The 17,278-nt window shown below is 33.2% G+C and carries 16 protein-coding genes, 1 tRNA gene and 2 pseudogenes; 12 read left to right on the top strand and 7 right to left on the bottom strand.

Features of this window, described 5'->3' with window-relative positions:
• The first annotated feature begins 66 nt into the window (after nucleotides 1–66).
• From AN964_RS23275 to AN964_RS27390, 5 genes are all read left to right on the top strand, one after another.
• Nucleotides 67–1,272, top strand: a complete 1,206-nt coding sequence (locus tag AN964_RS23275; RefSeq protein WP_055742187.1) for a nucleotide exchange factor GrpE — start codon at nucleotides 67–69, stop codon at nucleotides 1,270–1,272.
• Between the two features lie 44 nt (nucleotides 1,273–1,316).
• The gene (locus AN964_RS23270; RefSeq protein ID WP_083489562.1) at nucleotides 1,317–2,363 is read left to right on the top strand and encodes a hypothetical protein; all 1,047 of its coding nucleotides are present in this window, start codon (nucleotides 1,317–1,319) and stop codon (nucleotides 2,361–2,363) included.
• Between the two features lie 79 nt (nucleotides 2,364–2,442).
• Complete coding sequence (locus AN964_RS23265; protein WP_055742185.1) at nucleotides 2,443–3,162, top strand: restriction endonuclease; 720 nt, start codon at nucleotides 2,443–2,445, stop codon at nucleotides 3,160–3,162.
• A 1,067-nt stretch (nucleotides 3,163–4,229) separates the two neighbouring features.
• Complete coding sequence (locus AN964_RS23255; RefSeq protein ID WP_055742183.1) at nucleotides 4,230–4,646, top strand: hypothetical protein; 417 nt, start codon at nucleotides 4,230–4,232, stop codon at nucleotides 4,644–4,646.
• Between the two features lie 712 nt (nucleotides 4,647–5,358).
• A complete protein-coding gene (locus AN964_RS27390; protein WP_268888302.1) occupies nucleotides 5,359–5,493 on the top strand; it encodes a hypothetical protein in 135 nt (44 codons plus the stop codon).
• A gap of 256 nt (nucleotides 5,494–5,749) precedes the next feature.
• Here the strand turns inward: AN964_RS27390 and AN964_RS27210 are convergent.
• Nucleotides 5,750–6,095: pseudogene (locus tag AN964_RS27210) on the bottom strand (IS4 family transposase); the annotation flags it as partial.
• Between AN964_RS27210 and AN964_RS26840 the strand changes: the two are divergent.
• Nucleotides 6,077–6,526 (top strand): hypothetical protein, encoded by a 450-nt coding sequence (locus AN964_RS26840; RefSeq protein WP_055742181.1) that lies wholly within the window; start codon nucleotides 6,077–6,079, stop codon nucleotides 6,524–6,526. The pseudogene AN964_RS27210 and the gene AN964_RS26840 sit on opposite strands and share 19 nt — an antisense overlap.
• A gap of 15 nt (nucleotides 6,527–6,541) precedes the next feature.
• Nucleotides 6,542–7,228, top strand: a complete 687-nt coding sequence (locus AN964_RS23240; protein ID WP_200915645.1) for an ABC transporter ATP-binding protein — start codon at nucleotides 6,542–6,544, stop codon at nucleotides 7,226–7,228.
• Between the two features lie 1,451 nt (nucleotides 7,229–8,679).
• Here AN964_RS23240 and AN964_RS23230 read toward each other — a convergent pair.
• Together AN964_RS23230 and AN964_RS23225 are read right to left on the bottom strand one after the other, a co-directional pair.
• Entirely contained in the window at nucleotides 8,680–8,958 is a 279-nt protein-coding gene (locus tag AN964_RS23230; protein ID WP_055742179.1) for a glutaredoxin family protein, read from the bottom strand.
• Nucleotides 8,959–8,983: 25 nt separating this feature from the next.
• Entirely contained in the window at nucleotides 8,984–9,766 is a 783-nt protein-coding gene (locus AN964_RS23225; protein WP_055742178.1) for a biotin--[acetyl-CoA-carboxylase] ligase, read from the bottom strand.
• Between the two features lie 132 nt (nucleotides 9,767–9,898).
• On the opposite strand from AN964_RS23225, the gene AN964_RS23220 reads away from it, so the two are divergent.
• Nucleotides 9,899–10,696: a hypothetical protein gene (locus AN964_RS23220; RefSeq protein ID WP_055742177.1), complete on the top strand. Its 798-nt coding sequence runs from the start codon at nucleotides 9,899–9,901 to the stop codon at nucleotides 10,694–10,696.
• Between the two features lie 650 nt (nucleotides 10,697–11,346).
• On the opposite strand, the gene AN964_RS23215 is transcribed toward AN964_RS23220, so the two are convergent.
• Genes AN964_RS23215 through AN964_RS27585 form a run of 3 tightly spaced genes read right to left on the bottom strand, consistent with a single transcriptional unit; the run spans nucleotide 11,347 to nucleotide 12,699 of the window.
• A complete protein-coding gene (locus AN964_RS23215; RefSeq protein WP_055742176.1) occupies nucleotides 11,347–11,568 on the bottom strand; it encodes a hypothetical protein in 222 nt (73 codons plus the stop codon).
• A gap of 1 nt (nucleotide 11,569) precedes the next feature.
• The gene (locus tag AN964_RS23210) at nucleotides 11,570–12,103 is read right to left on the bottom strand and encodes a sigma-70 family RNA polymerase sigma factor (RefSeq protein WP_055742175.1); all 534 of its coding nucleotides are present in this window, start codon (nucleotides 12,101–12,103) and stop codon (nucleotides 11,570–11,572) included.
• Between the two features lie 59 nt (nucleotides 12,104–12,162).
• Nucleotides 12,163–12,699, bottom strand: a complete 537-nt coding sequence (locus AN964_RS27585; RefSeq protein ID WP_367591998.1) for an energy-coupling factor transporter transmembrane component T family protein — start codon at nucleotides 12,697–12,699, stop codon at nucleotides 12,163–12,165.
• A gap of 249 nt (nucleotides 12,700–12,948) precedes the next feature.
• On the opposite strand from AN964_RS27585, the gene AN964_RS23200 reads away from it, so the two are divergent.
• A tRNA-Cys gene (locus AN964_RS23200) sits at nucleotides 12,949–13,020 on the top strand.
• A gap of 538 nt (nucleotides 13,021–13,558) precedes the next feature.
• Here the strand turns inward: AN964_RS23200 and AN964_RS25835 are convergent.
• Nucleotides 13,559–14,580, bottom strand: a pseudogene (locus AN964_RS25835) (transposase).
• A 107-nt stretch (nucleotides 14,581–14,687) separates the two neighbouring features.
• On the opposite strand from AN964_RS25835, the gene AN964_RS23180 reads away from it, so the two are divergent.
• The 3 genes from AN964_RS23180 (at nucleotide 14,688) to AN964_RS23170 (ending at nucleotide 16,916) form a co-directional block, all read left to right on the top strand.
• Nucleotides 14,688–14,879, top strand: coding sequence for a hypothetical protein (locus AN964_RS23180; protein ID WP_055742172.1), 192 nt, complete (start codon nucleotides 14,688–14,690; stop codon nucleotides 14,877–14,879).
• Nucleotides 14,880–15,066: 187 nt separating this feature from the next.
• Nucleotides 15,067–15,333: a hypothetical protein gene (locus AN964_RS23175; RefSeq protein ID WP_055742502.1), complete on the top strand. Its 267-nt coding sequence runs from the start codon at nucleotides 15,067–15,069 to the stop codon at nucleotides 15,331–15,333.
• A 977-nt stretch (nucleotides 15,334–16,310) separates the two neighbouring features.
• Complete coding sequence (locus AN964_RS23170) at nucleotides 16,311–16,916, top strand: C39 family peptidase (RefSeq protein WP_055742171.1); 606 nt, start codon at nucleotides 16,311–16,313, stop codon at nucleotides 16,914–16,916.
• Nucleotides 16,917–17,278 lie beyond the last annotated feature (362 nt).

Here is a 17,278-nt window from a genome sequence, read left to right as displayed (position 1 = left end):
AGTATCAAATTGACTGAAAACTTTTGTAGATATAAAATGAAGCAAAGGATAAAGAGAGGGAAAATCATGCTATCAATCTCGAGAAAAGATTTATATGAAAAGCTATGGACTATTGGTACCACTAAAACAGCTAAAGAGTTAAATGTACCCTATAATAAATTGAAAAATACATGTACTAGCAATGATATTCCATTACCTACAGCATCTTATTGGAGCAGTTTACATATGGGGAATGAGAAGCCAGTCCAATCACCACTACCAAATCCAAATGATAACCGAATAGTTGTCATTGAAACAGCTAAAAAACAAATTGCAAAGGTACCTAAAAAAATAACAGTTGCAGTAAATAAAGAAAAGTCCAGTAGCCCTCCTACAGAAAAGAGCGTCGCTTCACCTACAAAGAAGATAGAAAAGGAAAAACCGTCCTATTTTCCTGACCTAGAATCTGACCAAGAAAAATTAACTAAAATATACAACTCATTAAAGGTTAATAAGACTTTATCCAATAAACCCCATAAAGAAATAGTGGGATACCGTAGAAAAACGCAATCATATAGAGAGGATAAATTAAGAATTAATTCTGCTTCGGGTGAAATCATTCCAGAAGTTTTACCTTTCATTGATAGCTTATTTAAAGCGCTTGAAATGGCTGGAGCAAAAATCGTTAGTAAATATGATGAAACACAAGTATTGTATAAAAAGTATACATTCAGTTTGAAATTTAGACTTCCTTGTAAAAAAGTCACATTATCCCCAGAGGATAAAGACTATTCACGTTACAACACATTTAAATATGAAACAATAGGAAAAATAAATGTTGAAGTAGGTTATAAGTTGTATTGGCGTAAATGGGGCAAGCATGAAAAATTAATAAAACAAACGCAAACTATGACAACTGAAGATTTATTAAGAAAGGTGTTCTTATACATATTTTCGCTTCCGCCAATTATGGATGAAGAAGAAAAGGCGCATATCCTAGAGGAAGAAAAAAGATTGATAGAAGAACGGGAGAGGGAATTACTTAGAGAACGGAGAGAAAAAGAGCGTAAAAAAACTGAGGATTTGCTGACTAACTCGATAAACTATTTTTACTCGAAACTAATAAAGGAATATATTTCTGCTGAGCTGGATGAAACAACAGATGAATATGAATGGGCTATGGATAAGGCTAATTGGATTCAGGATTCTAGTAAATATCCGGATGATTTGTTAACAGAAAAAGACAAAGAAGAATTATTTAATATAAAAACGACGAGTAAATACTTTTTATAAAAGAAGATCAGTGAAGAACTGTGACTTTTATAAATGTGATAGAGGTGAATGATTTGCTTGATTATGAATATTACATGAAGAGCAGACCACATGTAGTTCTACTGGGCGCAGGTGCGAGTTGTGCGGCTATCCCAAACGGCGATAACAATGGTAGGAAAATATCCGCAATGAATGGTTTCATTGAAAAACTTGGATTGACAGATATACTAGAAAAAATAACGCTACATACTTCTTCTGACAATTTAGAAGATATTTATATGGAACTTGATGAGCGCAGTAAAGCAGAACCCAATTGCATGGATGCCAAGCAAAAGTTAGAGGCAGTCATCCGTGACTACATGTTAAACTTCAAGTTACCTGATAGTCCTACGGTTTATGATTATTTGATTATGGGACTAACTTCAAAGGATTTAATTGCTACCTTTAATTGGGATCCACTATTAGTGCAGGCTTATGCACGTGCTATGGCTTATACTACCAATTTGCCACAGTTAGCTTTTTTACATGGAAATGTTGCAGTGGGATATTGTTCAGAGGATAATGTCATGGGTAATGTAGGAATGCCGTGTAGATGTGGTGAACCCCTCGCTCCCACAAAACTCTTATTTCCAATAAAGAATAAAGATTATGCTAGTGATACAGCTATATCAAAGTCATGGAAATCATTAAATAATGCTTTAGAGGTAGCATATATGGTTACTATTTTTGGATATAGCGCACCAAAGAGTGATGTTGAAGCTATTGCCATGCTGAAAAAAGCATGGGGTGCGGTGAAAGATAGAAATCTTGAAGAAATAGAAATAGTTGATTTGCGTGATGAAGATGAGGTTATCCAATCGTGGGATGATTTTATTCATACGCATCATTATTCATACCATTCCAATTTTTTCACAACAACAATAGGAAGATGTCCTAGAAGAAGTTGTGAAGCAACGTTTGACAGATTGATGATGAATCATTGGTTAAAACCAGATAAAGGGTTTAAACCAGATATGGATTTTAGTGATATAGATAAATTGACTTGTGATTTAATAATTGATGAGGAAAATAAAAAAGGGACAAAGAAACTCCTTTTAGATCCATATGTGTAGATGTATTAAATCGCGAAATGAAAGTTACCTGTTAAATAACTGATAAATAGGAATTTGTATATGAGGAGGGTGATATAATATGATGCGGTTTTCCAAGGACTTTTATATAAAATGCAATAAATGTGGTCATGTAACATTGGTTGAGACAGATAGTCTAGAGTGTGACACTTCAACGTATGATCGAGCTATGGGAGAAGAAATAGAGTATAATTTTTATGGTGAAATATGTTGTGAAAAATGTAATACATGGATAGATTTTAGTATTAGAGGCTATGAATATCCCGTTGGAGCATTCAATTTTTCAGATTCTGATTGTAACGGAGGGGGATTTGTAAAAGAACCAACATTGGAAATAGAGTATGAATTTGATGATGGCTATAGTAATTATGCATATGAAGAATATATTGAAGCTGAATCTATATTAGATTATTATAAAGAACAGATAAAAAACATGTCTCCAAGAGATTTTGAATTTTTTGTTGGTGACATATTTGAAAAGTTAGGATTTAGTGTGAAAATTACGAAGGCGACGCGAGATGGTGGACGAGACATTATTGCAACGAAAGCAGAGCCAATTCCGTTTACATTAATTGTTGAATGTAAACATTGGGGAGCGAAGCATAAAGTAGATGTAAGTGTAGTTAGAAGTATATATGGAGTCCAAACTGCTATGCAAGCAAATCAATCGATGGTTGTGACTTCTTCAAAATTTACGAAGGATGCGAGAAAATTTGCAGAGGAACGTAAAACTTTAATGGCACTATGGGATATCGATGATTTGATAAAACTTATTGAATAATAATTGTATATAGAAAAATTCAGCTTGTCAGGTAGATTGGCAAATTGACAAATTCTAATTTTTCGATGAATTTATGAGCATAATGTGTTTTGTTACGGATATAGTGGATATGTTCCCTTCTACCGATAGTGCTAAAATCGTAGTGGATATGTTTCCGAGAACGAACATACTCAAATGACATTCATTCTGTCCTCTCGAGCCATGTGGAGTGCTGTGCGTTGATAAAATTAAAAGTGTAAACCCAAAATAATCTCCTGACATATAAAACAAACCATTGCCACAATCAAAACAAAGTTCTGATATGCTTGTGGAAAACGTGTGGGTAAATGCAGGAAGAAAAGGAAAGATAGGAAGGGTGGGAACAGAAATCCCATCCTTTTTGATTCAGGGAAAAGATTAGAGGGAAAGAAGGGGAACCCTTGTCCTATCAGCGTTTGAATAACTGTGTGAGGGGTTCTTACGAACCCCAAAAGTATGAAAGAGAGAAGGGAAAAATCCCCCTAAATCCTGTTCCCTGTCCTATGACTTTATTTTAAAAAATAATAAAGTTGTGGGAGAAAAAAGGGAGAAGGAAATCGGAAAAATGCGGGAAGTGTGCAGAATGGGATAAATTAGGTAACGTAGGAATGCGGTTGGAGAGGGATGGAGTAGCAGGACTATTTTTTCACTGAACAAAAAGAATAAATAGTTTAAATTATGCGGATGGGGCAGTCGGTTTTTTAAATCGATAATGAACGGTGGCAGTTCCATCTGCATAAACTTCAATTTTATCAACCGCGTATGAAGCATTTCTGGGGTAAGAGTTTTACTTTTTATGAACTTATCCAAGTTCTTCTTAAAATTTGTTAATTCTTTTTCAACATTTTGATGCTCTAATTCTTTTGTGAGATGAATGAAAAAGGTTAATTTTATTTTGTTAATTTGTGTCTTAGGAATAGTACTGTGTTCTTGTGGGCAGAAAAATAGTGAATATAAGGATATTAAACCAGAAAAATCAACAAAAAATTCCCTGGCAGTAGGAACACAAGTAAAAACTGAAAAATTTCAAATCTCAAAGGAAAAAGTCCTTGCCTCAAAATGTTCTTGATAATATGCCGAATTTCAGTCAAGAAGGTACGAATGGAGCGACGCTATACCTTTGGAGTAAAAATGAACCTAACAGTGATAACTTTATTCATAAAATTGAAGTAACTTTCAATAAAAATGGATTTAAAATGTATCATTACAAGAACTACTCTTTCGCTGTAACAAAGAATAAGGTTTCAAAAGCTGTTGCTGAAAAAATGGTTGAAAATTTTGCAAAAGATTTTATTAGTGATGGGGAACAATTATCTTTTGTACATAAACCTGCGTATGATAGTCTTTATGAGAAAGGCGTAGTTGAAAGCTGGGTAGCAGAACAAAACAACACAGTTTACATTGTAATGGTGAACTTGAGATATGGTTATGTTGAGTTTTTTACAAAAGAAGAAAAATTAAATTGAATGCAAAAAGTTAGGGCGGGGAACTTAATCCTAGACTAAAAAGTAAATAATGAAGATATCAGTGTTACAAAAATATTAATTAGTTGAAAAGATATTAAAGAAAATATAGAAAATTACAATGAAACAAAACCTGATAATAAAAAACTGAAAGTGTATAGTAAAAAAACTGCCTCAAATAAAATAAGAAACGCAAATATTTCCTTATTAAATAAGGATTTTTAGAGAAGTGGAAGAAACCTCAAAGGAAAATTGTATTAAAATAGATCAAGGGGAAATATACCCTCTATTGGGAAATTAGGGAAAAGTTATTACACTTGACTAGAAAAGTAATGAGGAATTAATACTTCCATTTCATGATAAAAAATAAAACAAATACAAGATTGTTTTTACTAATAAACAATTATCCCGATCAATTAGCCTTTAAACACCTTAAAGACTTGGAAACTCATAAGGTCGATCAATATTAGAACTTTTCATATATTACAGAAATAGTTTATTAAAGTTTTCAGGCATATTATAAAAGTGTAGCTTTAGTATAATTGGAAGGTTTACTCTATCAATCTAGTTTAAAGTGAGTAAAATAAAAACGTACCTTGACTGTACGTTTTTATTTTGGAATAAAGGATTGGTAAGCCCCAATGAAACAACGTATATAAACGCACAGCGCCTCCTGGTACTTTGAATGTATCAATTTAGGGGAGGTGCTTTTAATTTGCCGCAACAAAAACTTACAATCGTCCCCGTTACATTATATTCCGAAAATAAAGTTTCACATACAACCTCGTCATCACCAATCACTTCCAATAACGCTTGCACGATCAAAGCGGCCATCAAGCAGCAAAATTAACCATTATATAAATAAATACTTTTGTATATAAGTATTTGAAAAAATAAATAGTCCTATAGCCGAAAAAAACGCCAAACGCTTTGCGGTAAATTGCAACATGATTTACAGTGAATTTTAGTAGGAGTTATGTGAGAATCATAATGTAAGGGAATAAAAACGGGAAGAAAGATAAGGGGGCTGATGTAGCAGGAATCTTATTAGTGGGAGTTTCTCTCTCTGTGTTTCATCTATGTTTCTACTTGAGAGGGGGGGAAAGCTAAACTATTGGAACAAAATGGGCTATTTCAAATCTTTCGCAGAGCGAAATTGGCAAAAAAGACTTGATAACTAGGAAGGCCAGAAATCCACTGCTCAAGTTGACTTAGAATTAACATTTTGATTTTCTTATTTGTCTGTTTTAGAGCATCTTGAAGAAGCTTGATTAACTGCTGCAAAGCGAATACCCAAGCAAGTTCATTTACTTCATCGCACAATTCGTAAAACATTCCGCCAATTGTGAGTTGATCAGTGTTACAACGATTTTGCCATGACAGAACGATAAAACGGCCAAACACAATAGTTGGATGGCTAATAGGCGCTTCATATGAACGGCTCTGAAACTCTTATTCGAGTTTTAAAAAAAAATTATCAAAAAAATCTCAATCAGTATTTTATTGTTTCTATTATTCCATTTGTTATATTTTCTCTCCTATCAATCATAGGAATTTGGGGAAACAATAGCGTAATTAATTTAGAAAACGAAAAAACATTTGCAATTTACTATATGCTAGGTTTGAGTAACAGAAAATGTGCATTTATTGAAGGGATTCGTGGTTTTACAGTAATTATTTTTTCTTTTGCTGCTATGTTAGTTCTCTATAATTTACCTTTAATACACAACCTTTTTGGGTTAGATCCGACTACTACTGTCAATTGGTTAACCTTTACATTCATTGGTTTATACTTAACAATAATCTATTGTGTAACTTCAGTCGGATTTATTATAAAAATGGAAAAAAGTAATTTAATAGATTTATATAGAAACCGAGATTAATAGGAGAGATGTTGTGTGGCACTAATTGAGATTAGGGGAGCAGTAAAAAAATATAAAATAGGTACCAGTGCGGAGTCTATTGCATTAGATGGCGTAGATTTGACAGTTGAATCAGGGGAACTAGTAGCAATAAAAGGTGCGTCTGGTGCTGGTAAGTCTACTCTAATGAATATAATTGGTTGTACTGATATAACTACATCGATATCTTACTTGCTTAATGGTGAAGATATATCGAATCGAAAAACAAGTTCCATGACGGAACTTAGAAATAAGTCCTTTGGCTTTGTAATGCAAGATTTTGGTCTCATTAATAACCAAAGTGCGATTAATAATGTAGGTTTACCGCTAATGTTTAATAAAACTCCACTGAGAAAAATTCGCGCAAAAGCTTTAGAGCAACTTAAAGAGCTAAATATTGAACATCTTGCAGAAAGGCGAGTTTCTGAACTTTCTGGAGGGGAAAAACAGAGAGTGGCTATAGCAAGGTCATTAATCAATAATCCAGCAGTTATTCTAGCAGACGAGCCTACGGGTTCACTTGACACAAAGAATACTGAATTGATTATGTCTATTTTTGAAGAGCTTAATGCTAGTGGAAAAACGATTATAGTTATTACACATGAAGAAAGTGTAGCTCGTCGGTGTAATCGAATTATCTCTATGAGTGATGGGCGGATCATTTCAGATGTTTTAACAACATAGACAATGTAAAAAAAGAGAGTGTCTGCCCCCCACGCCACTGAAAAAGTCCTTTTCTGCTAATAAAGTGATTTCCTGAAAACTGAATCCCCAAAAATTGCGTTTTTCACCATCAAAGTAAGGGGGAATGGTTTTTTCAGGGAATCACCTTATGCAAAATATCTTGGACTTTTTGAGTGGTCTCTCTGCTCTCTCGGTAGTTTTCCTCGTCTACCTGTCCGAAGTGTCACTGAAATATTGCATAGCTGTATTCATTTATATAATTTTAAGTGTAAAATGATCCCCATCTGGTTGACAGGTGGGCTACTTACGCTTACTTTAATAGATTTCTTTCAGTTAAGCAATGTTCTCCAGCGTTACGGGATTAACAACAATAAGGCGATTCCAATTATACACACCATAAACCTACGAACTATTACGGTTAAATTATCTACTGAAGAATGAGTTGAGAAATCTGTTATTCTAGTAATAATTACCGACAGGAAATCTATCTTTTATATTTGCCAGTGGCACTGAGGGTGACTGATAATCACTTGCCGCGGCAATGCCCCTGGCGATTAATCCGACATCGAATGTGTCTGCGGACACCATGTTTTTCCGGGAACTTTGACCAATATCTAAAGAGTAGGGCGTCCGTTTCATTATAATGAAAAAATTGTTTTACAAAGCTATTACTCCATATCAATTTAACCTTAAATGGCAGGAAATTCGTACCCATAGATGAACCAAGTCAAGTCCTTAACCACTTATTTTGACACTCATATGCATAAAGGTAAAATGTGCATTCTACCAATTTTTTTTGATGATGCTGTAGATAAAGATCGTTTTAGTTTAACAAGAAATATGTGTTAAAAGCATTTGAGAATTGTCTCTTTTTTTCAAAGCTTAAAAAGGTATTCTTTTATTTAGATATGCTTTTTTTATAAAAAAATAAAAGGATGGAGGGCTTCCTTTCGTATTGTCTTTTATCCAAAAAATGTTTTCATACAAAAAATGAATCTTTTTTTATTTACTTTCTCTAATTAATAAAGGGGGAATTAGCGATATGGTTGCCCGTTGTCCATACACTATAAAAATAGTCTAATAAATATTATTAAAAAACCTCTACACATAATAAAATGTATAGGTTTTTAGTTACATGAGTCCAAAAAAATTCGTTTCTATTCTTCTTTTGATTGAATATACTTCTGAGTGAGTATTCCAGTATTAAAAACGGATACAATTGTAATCAATATAAAAAGATTTACTATTAGATTACTAATTTGATATGAATTGTTAAAGTTCATGAAGGTAAAAACAATAAAGAGCAAAGAAGTTATAACTGAGAGGATTAATTGATTTTTTACCGATTTGATCATCCTATTTCCTCCTTATTTGTTAACTCGATCTAAATAAATGTTAACATATAATATGCTGTAATTAAATAAATTTTACCAAAAATAATCCCCGAAACACTAATTTATTAGCAAAGGTTCGTTTTCGTGAGTATTTAACACCTTTTTTAATTTAGATTTATTAAAACCTAGAATGATTGTCTTCTCAACGGTTGTTAAGTTACTAATAATAATCAATGGTACAGAATCATAACCTAACGAAACTAATTCGTCAAAGTTTGATTTTTCCTGTATATTTTTTTCTGTAAATTCAATGGAATTCCTTTTTAACCATGATTTAAGTTGAATGCAGTACAGGCAGCTTTCTTTTGAATATAAAACTATTTTATAATTTTCCATATTTAATAGACCTCCCTAATAGGTATTATTTATATATTTTAACTAAATCACTATAATAAAATGTATAGTGTTGCTGTTTTTCCTTAGAGAAAACTATTAAATACCCTTTATCAGTTAACCCTACAAATTCACAATTAATGATTTCCCCGCTTTTTAATTTTCCAATAAAATGGTGAACGCTATGTTTTGAAAACTCTTCATTTATAAAATTAAATCCTGATGATTCATACCTAAGAATATTTTCTGTAAATTGTTTAATGATGTTAGAGCATATTTGTTCGCGAGAAAGGTCATTCCCGGATTCGATTTTTAATGAAGTAGCTATTTCGCTTATACTTAGCGGTAGGCTTTCATTATTTACATTCAATCCTACTCCAATAATAAGAAAGCTTTTATTTTTTGTAAGTTTAAATTCTTCTATTAAAACTCCACATATTTTTTTTGTTCCCAAGTAGATATCATTGGGGAATTTTATTTTTATGTTTAGCTTGGTCACTTTTTTAATGGCACTTGCGATAGAAATAGCCATGATTAATTTGGTGTGCTGCATGATATTAAGAATGTTCTTTTTGGGAATGGCAATAGAAAAATATAGTCCATTTCCTTTTGAAGTAATAAATTCCCTCGCATATTGTCCTCTAGCTTTTGTCATATCCTCCGCTCCAATTAAAGTGTGAAACTCATTAGTCTCCAAAATTTTTGATTTCATAACATCCTGACTTGATTCAATCTCGTCATACCATTTGACCTTTTTTATAAAGGTTTCATCACCTAGTAATTTAAGAAATAACGGTTTGTTAAAAGTCATCTGAAAACCTCCATTTTATTTTTGTTCCGTTCTATTAATAAAAGTGAAAAGTTTTTAAAAAAATAAATTCATTTAAGGTTTATTTTTAATTTTTAATCTCTCTTTATTAAGTAGAAAGGGGGAAATAACAAAATGACTAAAACAATTAATGAGATTACAAAGTCAGTTGTTAGCCAAAGTCTTGTGCGAAATGCACAGGAAAGATTTATGAAAGATGTTAGTAAAAAAGGGGGTGTCCACACACAATCTCTAAATTTCGATTTAGAAAAGGCAACGCTTAAAGAAATGGATTTTACCCATACTGAGGATTTGAAAGAATTGGGTGTTGTTCATCATCTGGAGATTCCAACTAATGATGGAAGAATCATATATTCATTTAATGATTCAGCTCATAGCGTACAAACTTATAAAAATGATGAAAACAAAAAAGAAGTATTGCTCGATCTGTTGAAAAATAATAAAGATTTTAATACCATTGTTGAATATGTCACTATCAATGGCGGGGTATTGGATTATGATTCAGCAGAAGCAACGAATTATAAGAGAGAATTATCTGATTCTGATCAAGTGACAGAATTTAATGTTTTAACAACTATTGTACGTGATACGAATACAAATGAACCTATTGGTCAAATCCAATACAATGATAATGGAGATAGAATCACCCTATACTTAGGGGAAGAAGAAGTCTCTGTTTCAGAAGGTGAAATGGAAGTCAATGCTGCTGCCTCGTGTTTAGTAAAGTGGATGAACTGTATGTTGAATTGTTTATGTGGTTCCACCGTCGGTTCATGTGCTATCGCCATTTCGGGTTGTATAGGTGCATGTTGTGGTTGTTCAGGAGTGGTTGGTTGCCTTCCTTGTGCCGGGTGTATGGCCGGTGTAGGTGCGTGTGGAGCCAAATGCGGCCCATCTGGTGGTGGAAAATAAACCATCTTTAAGTCCAACAGGATAAAGGATTAATAAAATGCAACAAGCTGGCTAAAAAGACTATCTCTTTTTGGTCAGCTTTTTTGTTTTTATAGGAACTAAGACTTTTTCTTTAATTAAATATTTTAGTATTGAAACGAGAGCGAGAGCTGATTACGGCCAGCTAAATGTACCACTAATGACATTGTTTGTACCAAGGAATGACAGGAATCTTACCACTAATTTACATGCTGTTTACCAAACCTACTTATCTTGGTTATATAAGACTCCAGTGGAAAAGGCAAGTGGAGCTATCCCTGATACAGAGAGAGTGGATACGATAGGCTGTCCGGCTGGCAGCCCCCAAGCGACCCACGGGAGTATCCCAAGAGGGGGATCTTGGCAAGGGCTGCCACACCACACCATATCCGCCGGGGGCTCAGTGTCAAGGTGCCTTGGAACGACCGGTAGAAGGGATTCCCCCCGCCTTTGAAATTGACGAAGTGTTTTTTATGGTAAATGGGGGGCAACGACTGGTAAATTTTTTGTCAATGAGTGGTACAAATGATGGCAAAGGTGGTAAATTACTACGGCCGTAACTGTGTACTATTATGCTGCAAAGAGGTATTAAAACGTAAAAAAAACGATGTCTTTTTTAAATAGACATCGGTTTAATTAGATTCTACATGCTTCGGTTTTATGCAACTTTCTAAAAATTCTTCTAAAGTTGGTGCCGTTATGGAGTTGATTTTTTCGGTTTTCTCTACTATTTTTAATTTGATATGTTGCTCTAAATCTTCTCTGTTTTGAGGGGTGGTTTGGAATAATTCTCTTTTAATCTTTGGTTCTAGCTGGATTAATAATTCTTCAACCGGCAATATGCAGTCGAACATATTATTCTTTACCTCCCTTACTAATACTATTTTGTAATTTCTTAATTGTCTTTTTTCGAATTTGAGATACATTTTGGGGAGTTGTGTTATAATACTCAGCTATTTCTAAATTGTTTTTTGAATGAATAAAATACATTTCCAGAATATTTATTTGCTTTGGTGTAAGAGACTTAATTGCTTTTAATAAATTTCTATTTGTAATTAAAGAATCTAAATTATCGCTTAGTGATAAATCTGTATGTTCCATCGAAGGTTCATCATTATTAAAGGAATCGGTTAAAATAAACCGGTTTGAATATTTCCGTGATTTTTTATCATAGTCAATTGCAATTCCTCTAATTAACTTTGACATATAATTTATCCTTTTGACATTTGTATAGTAATTCTTAAAACGCTCATTTAATAATGAGATATTGTAATCAGGTTCTTTTTCTGAGTTTTGAAGTAGGTGAGCATGTTCTTCCATGCTAAAAAAGCCTTTGATGATGGGATTCTCTAATATTTCTTTATTGGTTGTAATAAAATCAAAAATCATCATTTATCCTCCTTTAGAACATAAAGAAAGATAAATGATGATAATTACAACCCCTATACCTATAAAAATTTTGGTAGGAGCAGGAGAAGAGAAGTGAATATTAGGAAGGTATCCTTGAAGGTCCATTTTAGATTGTTAAATTGAATTTCTTTTGGATTAAGATTATACCCGCGTAAATCCATAGTAAGAGCAAGTTTTTCGGACCGTTCTATAGTATTAAGAATAATTGGCAAAATGATTGAGTAAACAATGATAGGGAATTTTTTGATACTTATTTTTCCGCCCCTTATTAATTGAGCATTCCATATTTTAATGGCCTCGTCATATATAACAGGGATGAATGTAATTGTGATCGAAATGGAAGTAGCAATATCTTTTACAGGTAGTCCCACGTATTTTAAGGGATATAGAAAAAACTTTAGTCCTTCGGTTAAGTCTGTAGGTTTAGTACAGTTCGTAATAAAGGTAGCTAATAACAAAACGGTTAGAATTTTAGTCATATATATGGTTCCAGATTCAAGACCTTCTATATATATATTTAGAAAAGAATATGAATACAATATTTCTCCTTTACCATAAAAAAATACCTGTAACAAAAAAGACCCTATCTACCTTTGGTGTTAAAAATAGGTTGTAAAACTTTATTGGTTGGATTATTTACATATTATGTCATAAAAATGAAAGGGTGAAAAATGCGAACGATAAATATGGGGAAAATATTAAAAGTATTTTGTGCTATTCTCTATTATTACTAAAATCTTGAAGGTACTCTATAAAAAATCTTAATAAATCTTGAATTCAGGTTGTTTATGGCAATCTTTATATTTCTTTATATAATAAAATATGGTGGTATAGCCAAGTGGTTAAGGCGAAGGTCTGCAAAACCTTTATCCACGGTTCGAATCCGTGTACCACCTGCTCTTCATTAATTTAGCTATTATCGCTTTTCCCTTATTTAAGACTTGTAAAATGATTTTTAAGGATTACAAGAAAAATCACCCAAATTTTAAACTGGTATAAGTCCTAAATTTGTTAGTTTCGTCATAACTGTTGTTCAATTCGAATTGAGATTTTAATTATTTCATCGTTGTCTAACATAAAGAATGCTGGAAAAAATCGATTTGCAATTCCTTTATAAAGTTATCTTTTAAAGGAGTATTTGAAAATATTGGTAAATCAAAGAAAGATATTCTTTTGCTTTATTATCATCTTCATGTAAAAAACGTAATAGTCTCTATGAGAAATCATTTTAGAACTTATACTAAAAACTCCTTAAATGGTTTTGGAATTTTTATAGTTTAACAACCCGAAATTTTCTTTTAAGTTTATACTAAAGTAATAGCGGTGTTTGTCAATATAGTTGTCGTATTTAATTACTTTAGTATTTTAATAGAATGTTATCAATCTCCGAGTTCAGTCAAGGCTACCGCGCTGCGCTTACTGGCCTGGTGAATATTATGATTTCCTCCATACCTCGGTTTGGCCCCCATCTCTCATTGGATTGAGCGCTACTTGTTCATTCGGTGCCCAATTTCTTGTGCCTTTTGACCATCGTTCTGGATGTCTAGCCTTCGCTTCTTTGTATACATTTTTCCGCTTTTCCAATATGGCTACGTGTTCCCCGGTATGACACTGTACAGGCGTCACAAAATTTAGTCCACTATGCAGGTGAATCTCGTTGTACCAATAGACAAATTGCTGTGCCCATTTTCGTGCTTCTTCGAGTGACGCAAAGCCTTTGTGTGGGAAATCTGGTCGATATTTTAGTGTCCGAAACATCGCTTTTTCGGTACGGGTCTTTTCGTAAGTGGGCGCTGATCAACCTTCACATTACCCTCTGCCACCCAACGTTCATAGGTCCGAACGCTGAGATGAAGTTCCTCACATGCCTTCGCTAATCGCGCACCATTTTGATTGGCTTCTTGGATAAGTTCGACTGCTAATGCGCGATTTGACGGGCTAATCATTCTTCCTCGTCGTCCCCCCAAATCGCTTGGGCCTTTTTTCGCAAAAGTAATAAAGCTGCAGCTTCGGCTAGTGCCTTTTCTTTCTTTTGTAGCTCCTTTTCTAATTGCTTGGCACGCTTCTGTTCTTCCTTCAAGGCACCATTCAGCTGTTTTACTTGGTCGAACAACTGACCATTTGCCTGAAGGCATACACTTTTCCATGCTTCAATCTGTTCACGGTAAAGCCCCCTTTTTACGACAATACTCGGCAAGCTCCGATTCGTTCATCGCAAACGTCTCCATCACGATTAAAAACTTGTCTTGGCTACTCCATTTGTCGCTTGTTTGTCCATTGCCGGGCGTAGCAATACCAGCCGCGCGAGCTTCTTTACGCCACTTGTACAACGTAACATCTGAGATGCCTTCTTCTTTCGAAATCTTCGTCACGGATTCATTATTTGGGGGCATCATGCGTTTGGTAATCGCCTCTTTTTGTTCTTGCGAATATCGTAGTCCATTTTTTCCTGTCATATTGATCAACCTCCGTGTTATTTACTTAACTATAACACTAAAGTATCATACGACATCTATCCTAACAGAGGGGGACACTTGAAAGTTTCAAAGAGGTTATAGAAAGAATGTTGGAACTTGAAAAAGCAAAACGCACTAAACAATCAGGCGTTTCTTTTGATGAAATCTCATTAATAATGAAAATTGGTATACTCGAAAATACACTTGAATACATAAATGAATTTGAAAAAAATATGTTGCATGAAAAATTCGAAAGGGAATTAGAACTCTATACTAGCTTTTATGTTAAAGATAAATAAAATCTAATATTCAAACCTTATTAGTTAAATCTAATATTATCCCCATATTGAAAGCCCCTCTGATGATTGAGGAGAACCATGGTGTTGGTCGTTCAGGAACGGAATTGGATAGAATGTCACTGTTATTTCTAGAGTCAATGGTATGTGGTATTATGTGAATATAAATACCTTAATCGGCGGTGATAAAATGAATAAGGTTATGTCTTCAGATGAACTTATGAAATACATTAATAATATGGATAGTGAAAATTCCGTAATTCAATTTTCTATTCCAGGTAAAGGGAGGTTTACTCTTGTTCTTCAAGAGGAAGACAATCAATCAATAGAAGCTGACATAAAGAAAAATCCGCAACTTGAAATGATGTTTAAAGAAAGTGCAGAACAATACAAGAATGGACATGGAGTTACCACTTCCGACCTTTTAAAGTCACTTTCGGTGAAGAATTTTAGCTAATGGAAACCCGTAATGTGATTTGGACTCCCGCTGTGAGACAGAAACTCATTAATTTAGAAGTTCAAGATTTACACCAGAAGAAACTCTCGATTTTATTTCTCAACTTGTATTAGAAACACAGGATTTTTTAAAAAATCCTCTTATTGGAAAAGCCTATACTGAGGAATTCGGAAAATACAAAGGAATTTCAAGAATTGTTATTAAGAAGTTCCAAATTTATTTCAAACAAGTTAATAATGATATTGTTATTATTCAATTTTGTTTCCTGGCGAAAATAAATAGCCATAATTTCAAATAAAACCGAAAAAATTCTTATTAAAGCTTAATCCGAGTCAAATCAATAGCATTTTCGCTGATTAGTAACGACATAATATTTGAATACTCACCAGCATCCCCTGTGTTGCCACATACACTCCGCGCATGTTGAGTGCGTAGCGTTGATAGAGTTAAAATAGCGTGATACCAATAGGTTGTCGATTTTTAGTTGAATATTGAAGTGTGTCATGTTCCCTTGGACTAATGGTTCAGGGGATTTTTTGACCCCTGAGGTCTAGCTTTTACAAGCAATAGACTATAGTTTAATAAATATGGTATTTTTGCGTAAAAGTATATTAGGATTTTAATACGATGCAGACTTGTTATTTTTAAATTGATTTTGTTCGCAATTAGGATATTTTTATAGTAAATGATTGGAAGAAGTTTTTTTCATGGATTATAATGTCTACCAAAAGAACTGCCTTAAAATGAAGAATATCAAAGTGAAGAGTTCAAACACTCTGTGCTAAAGATAGAATCAAAGGAGTTTCCACGGTTGGAATGGTTTGGGTAAAACTCAATGACGCTTAGGTACCAGAAGATGGAAGTGTTAAAAAGGTTGATGAGGTAGTAGAAAAATAAGAGTATTCATATTATGAAGGTAGTCAGAAAAAAATAAATGATATTGTGAATTTTTTTATTTTATTTAGTGGGGGATATATGTGGCAGTTGTTAATACCATTTTATTATGGCTTGTTTTAACAACCGTTTTTAATGCATATTTAATGACATTACCAAGGTTAGATTTAAAAAAGGGAGAGTTTCCAGAGAAATTTCAGATTTATGCAAAAAATAGAATCGATATACAAGAAAACTTTGAATGTGCAGCATTTTCTACTGCTTATGTTTTACGTCATTTTGGAATAGAAGCAGATGGGTTTGAAATATATGATAACTTTCCCAGTAAACTGAAAACAGGGTATGTGTATCCTAAAGGTATTCGAACTTATTTAAAGCAAAAAGGGTTTAAAACGATTTATTATAAAGGTAATATAAGTACATTAAAAAGGCAGATTAGTAAAGGAAATCCCGTTATTGTTTTTATTAAAGTACATAAAAAGAGTAATAATTTACACTTTGTTCCGGTAATAGGATATGATAAGGACTATTTATACATTGCAGAATCCTTGGATTATCTTGTGAATTGTAAAGATGATAATAATATTTATAATCGCAAAGTATCAATTGATGAATTCAAGAAATTGTGGAATATAAAAAATTTGCGAATCCCTTTTTATAGTAACACCTATATAACCATAGAAGGGTAATAGATTTAATATAAGAGAGACAAAAAGAATACAAATAAAATAGTTGAAATACGAAAAAGATTAACGATTTAAGAGGATCAGTGCCTGATCGTTGGTTAAAGTAAACAAAACCTTAATATGTCTTCAAACATCGGTTTCCGGAAAAAATACCAAAAAACGATTTATATGTTTCCGCAAACCTAGGTTTTTAAAATTATCAAATACTTCAACATTTTATACCGCCATTCTACATTGAACTAGACCAGGCATCTCTGTCCTTTGTCGAAAAGGAAAAGCCATATTCCCTAAAGAAGTCGAGATATATTTGAAGCTATCTGACAAGACGGTAAAAAGTACTTTCTCAACTAGTTGATAAAAAGATG

The sequence above is a fragment of the Heyndrickxia shackletonii genome (assembly GCF_001420715.1).
GTDB classification, from domain to species: domain Bacteria; phylum Bacillota; class Bacilli; order Bacillales; family Bacillaceae_C; genus Margalitia; species Margalitia shackletonii.
The sequence above is the reverse complement of the archived record's forward strand: the minus strand, read 5'-3'. Positions and strand labels throughout refer to the sequence as shown.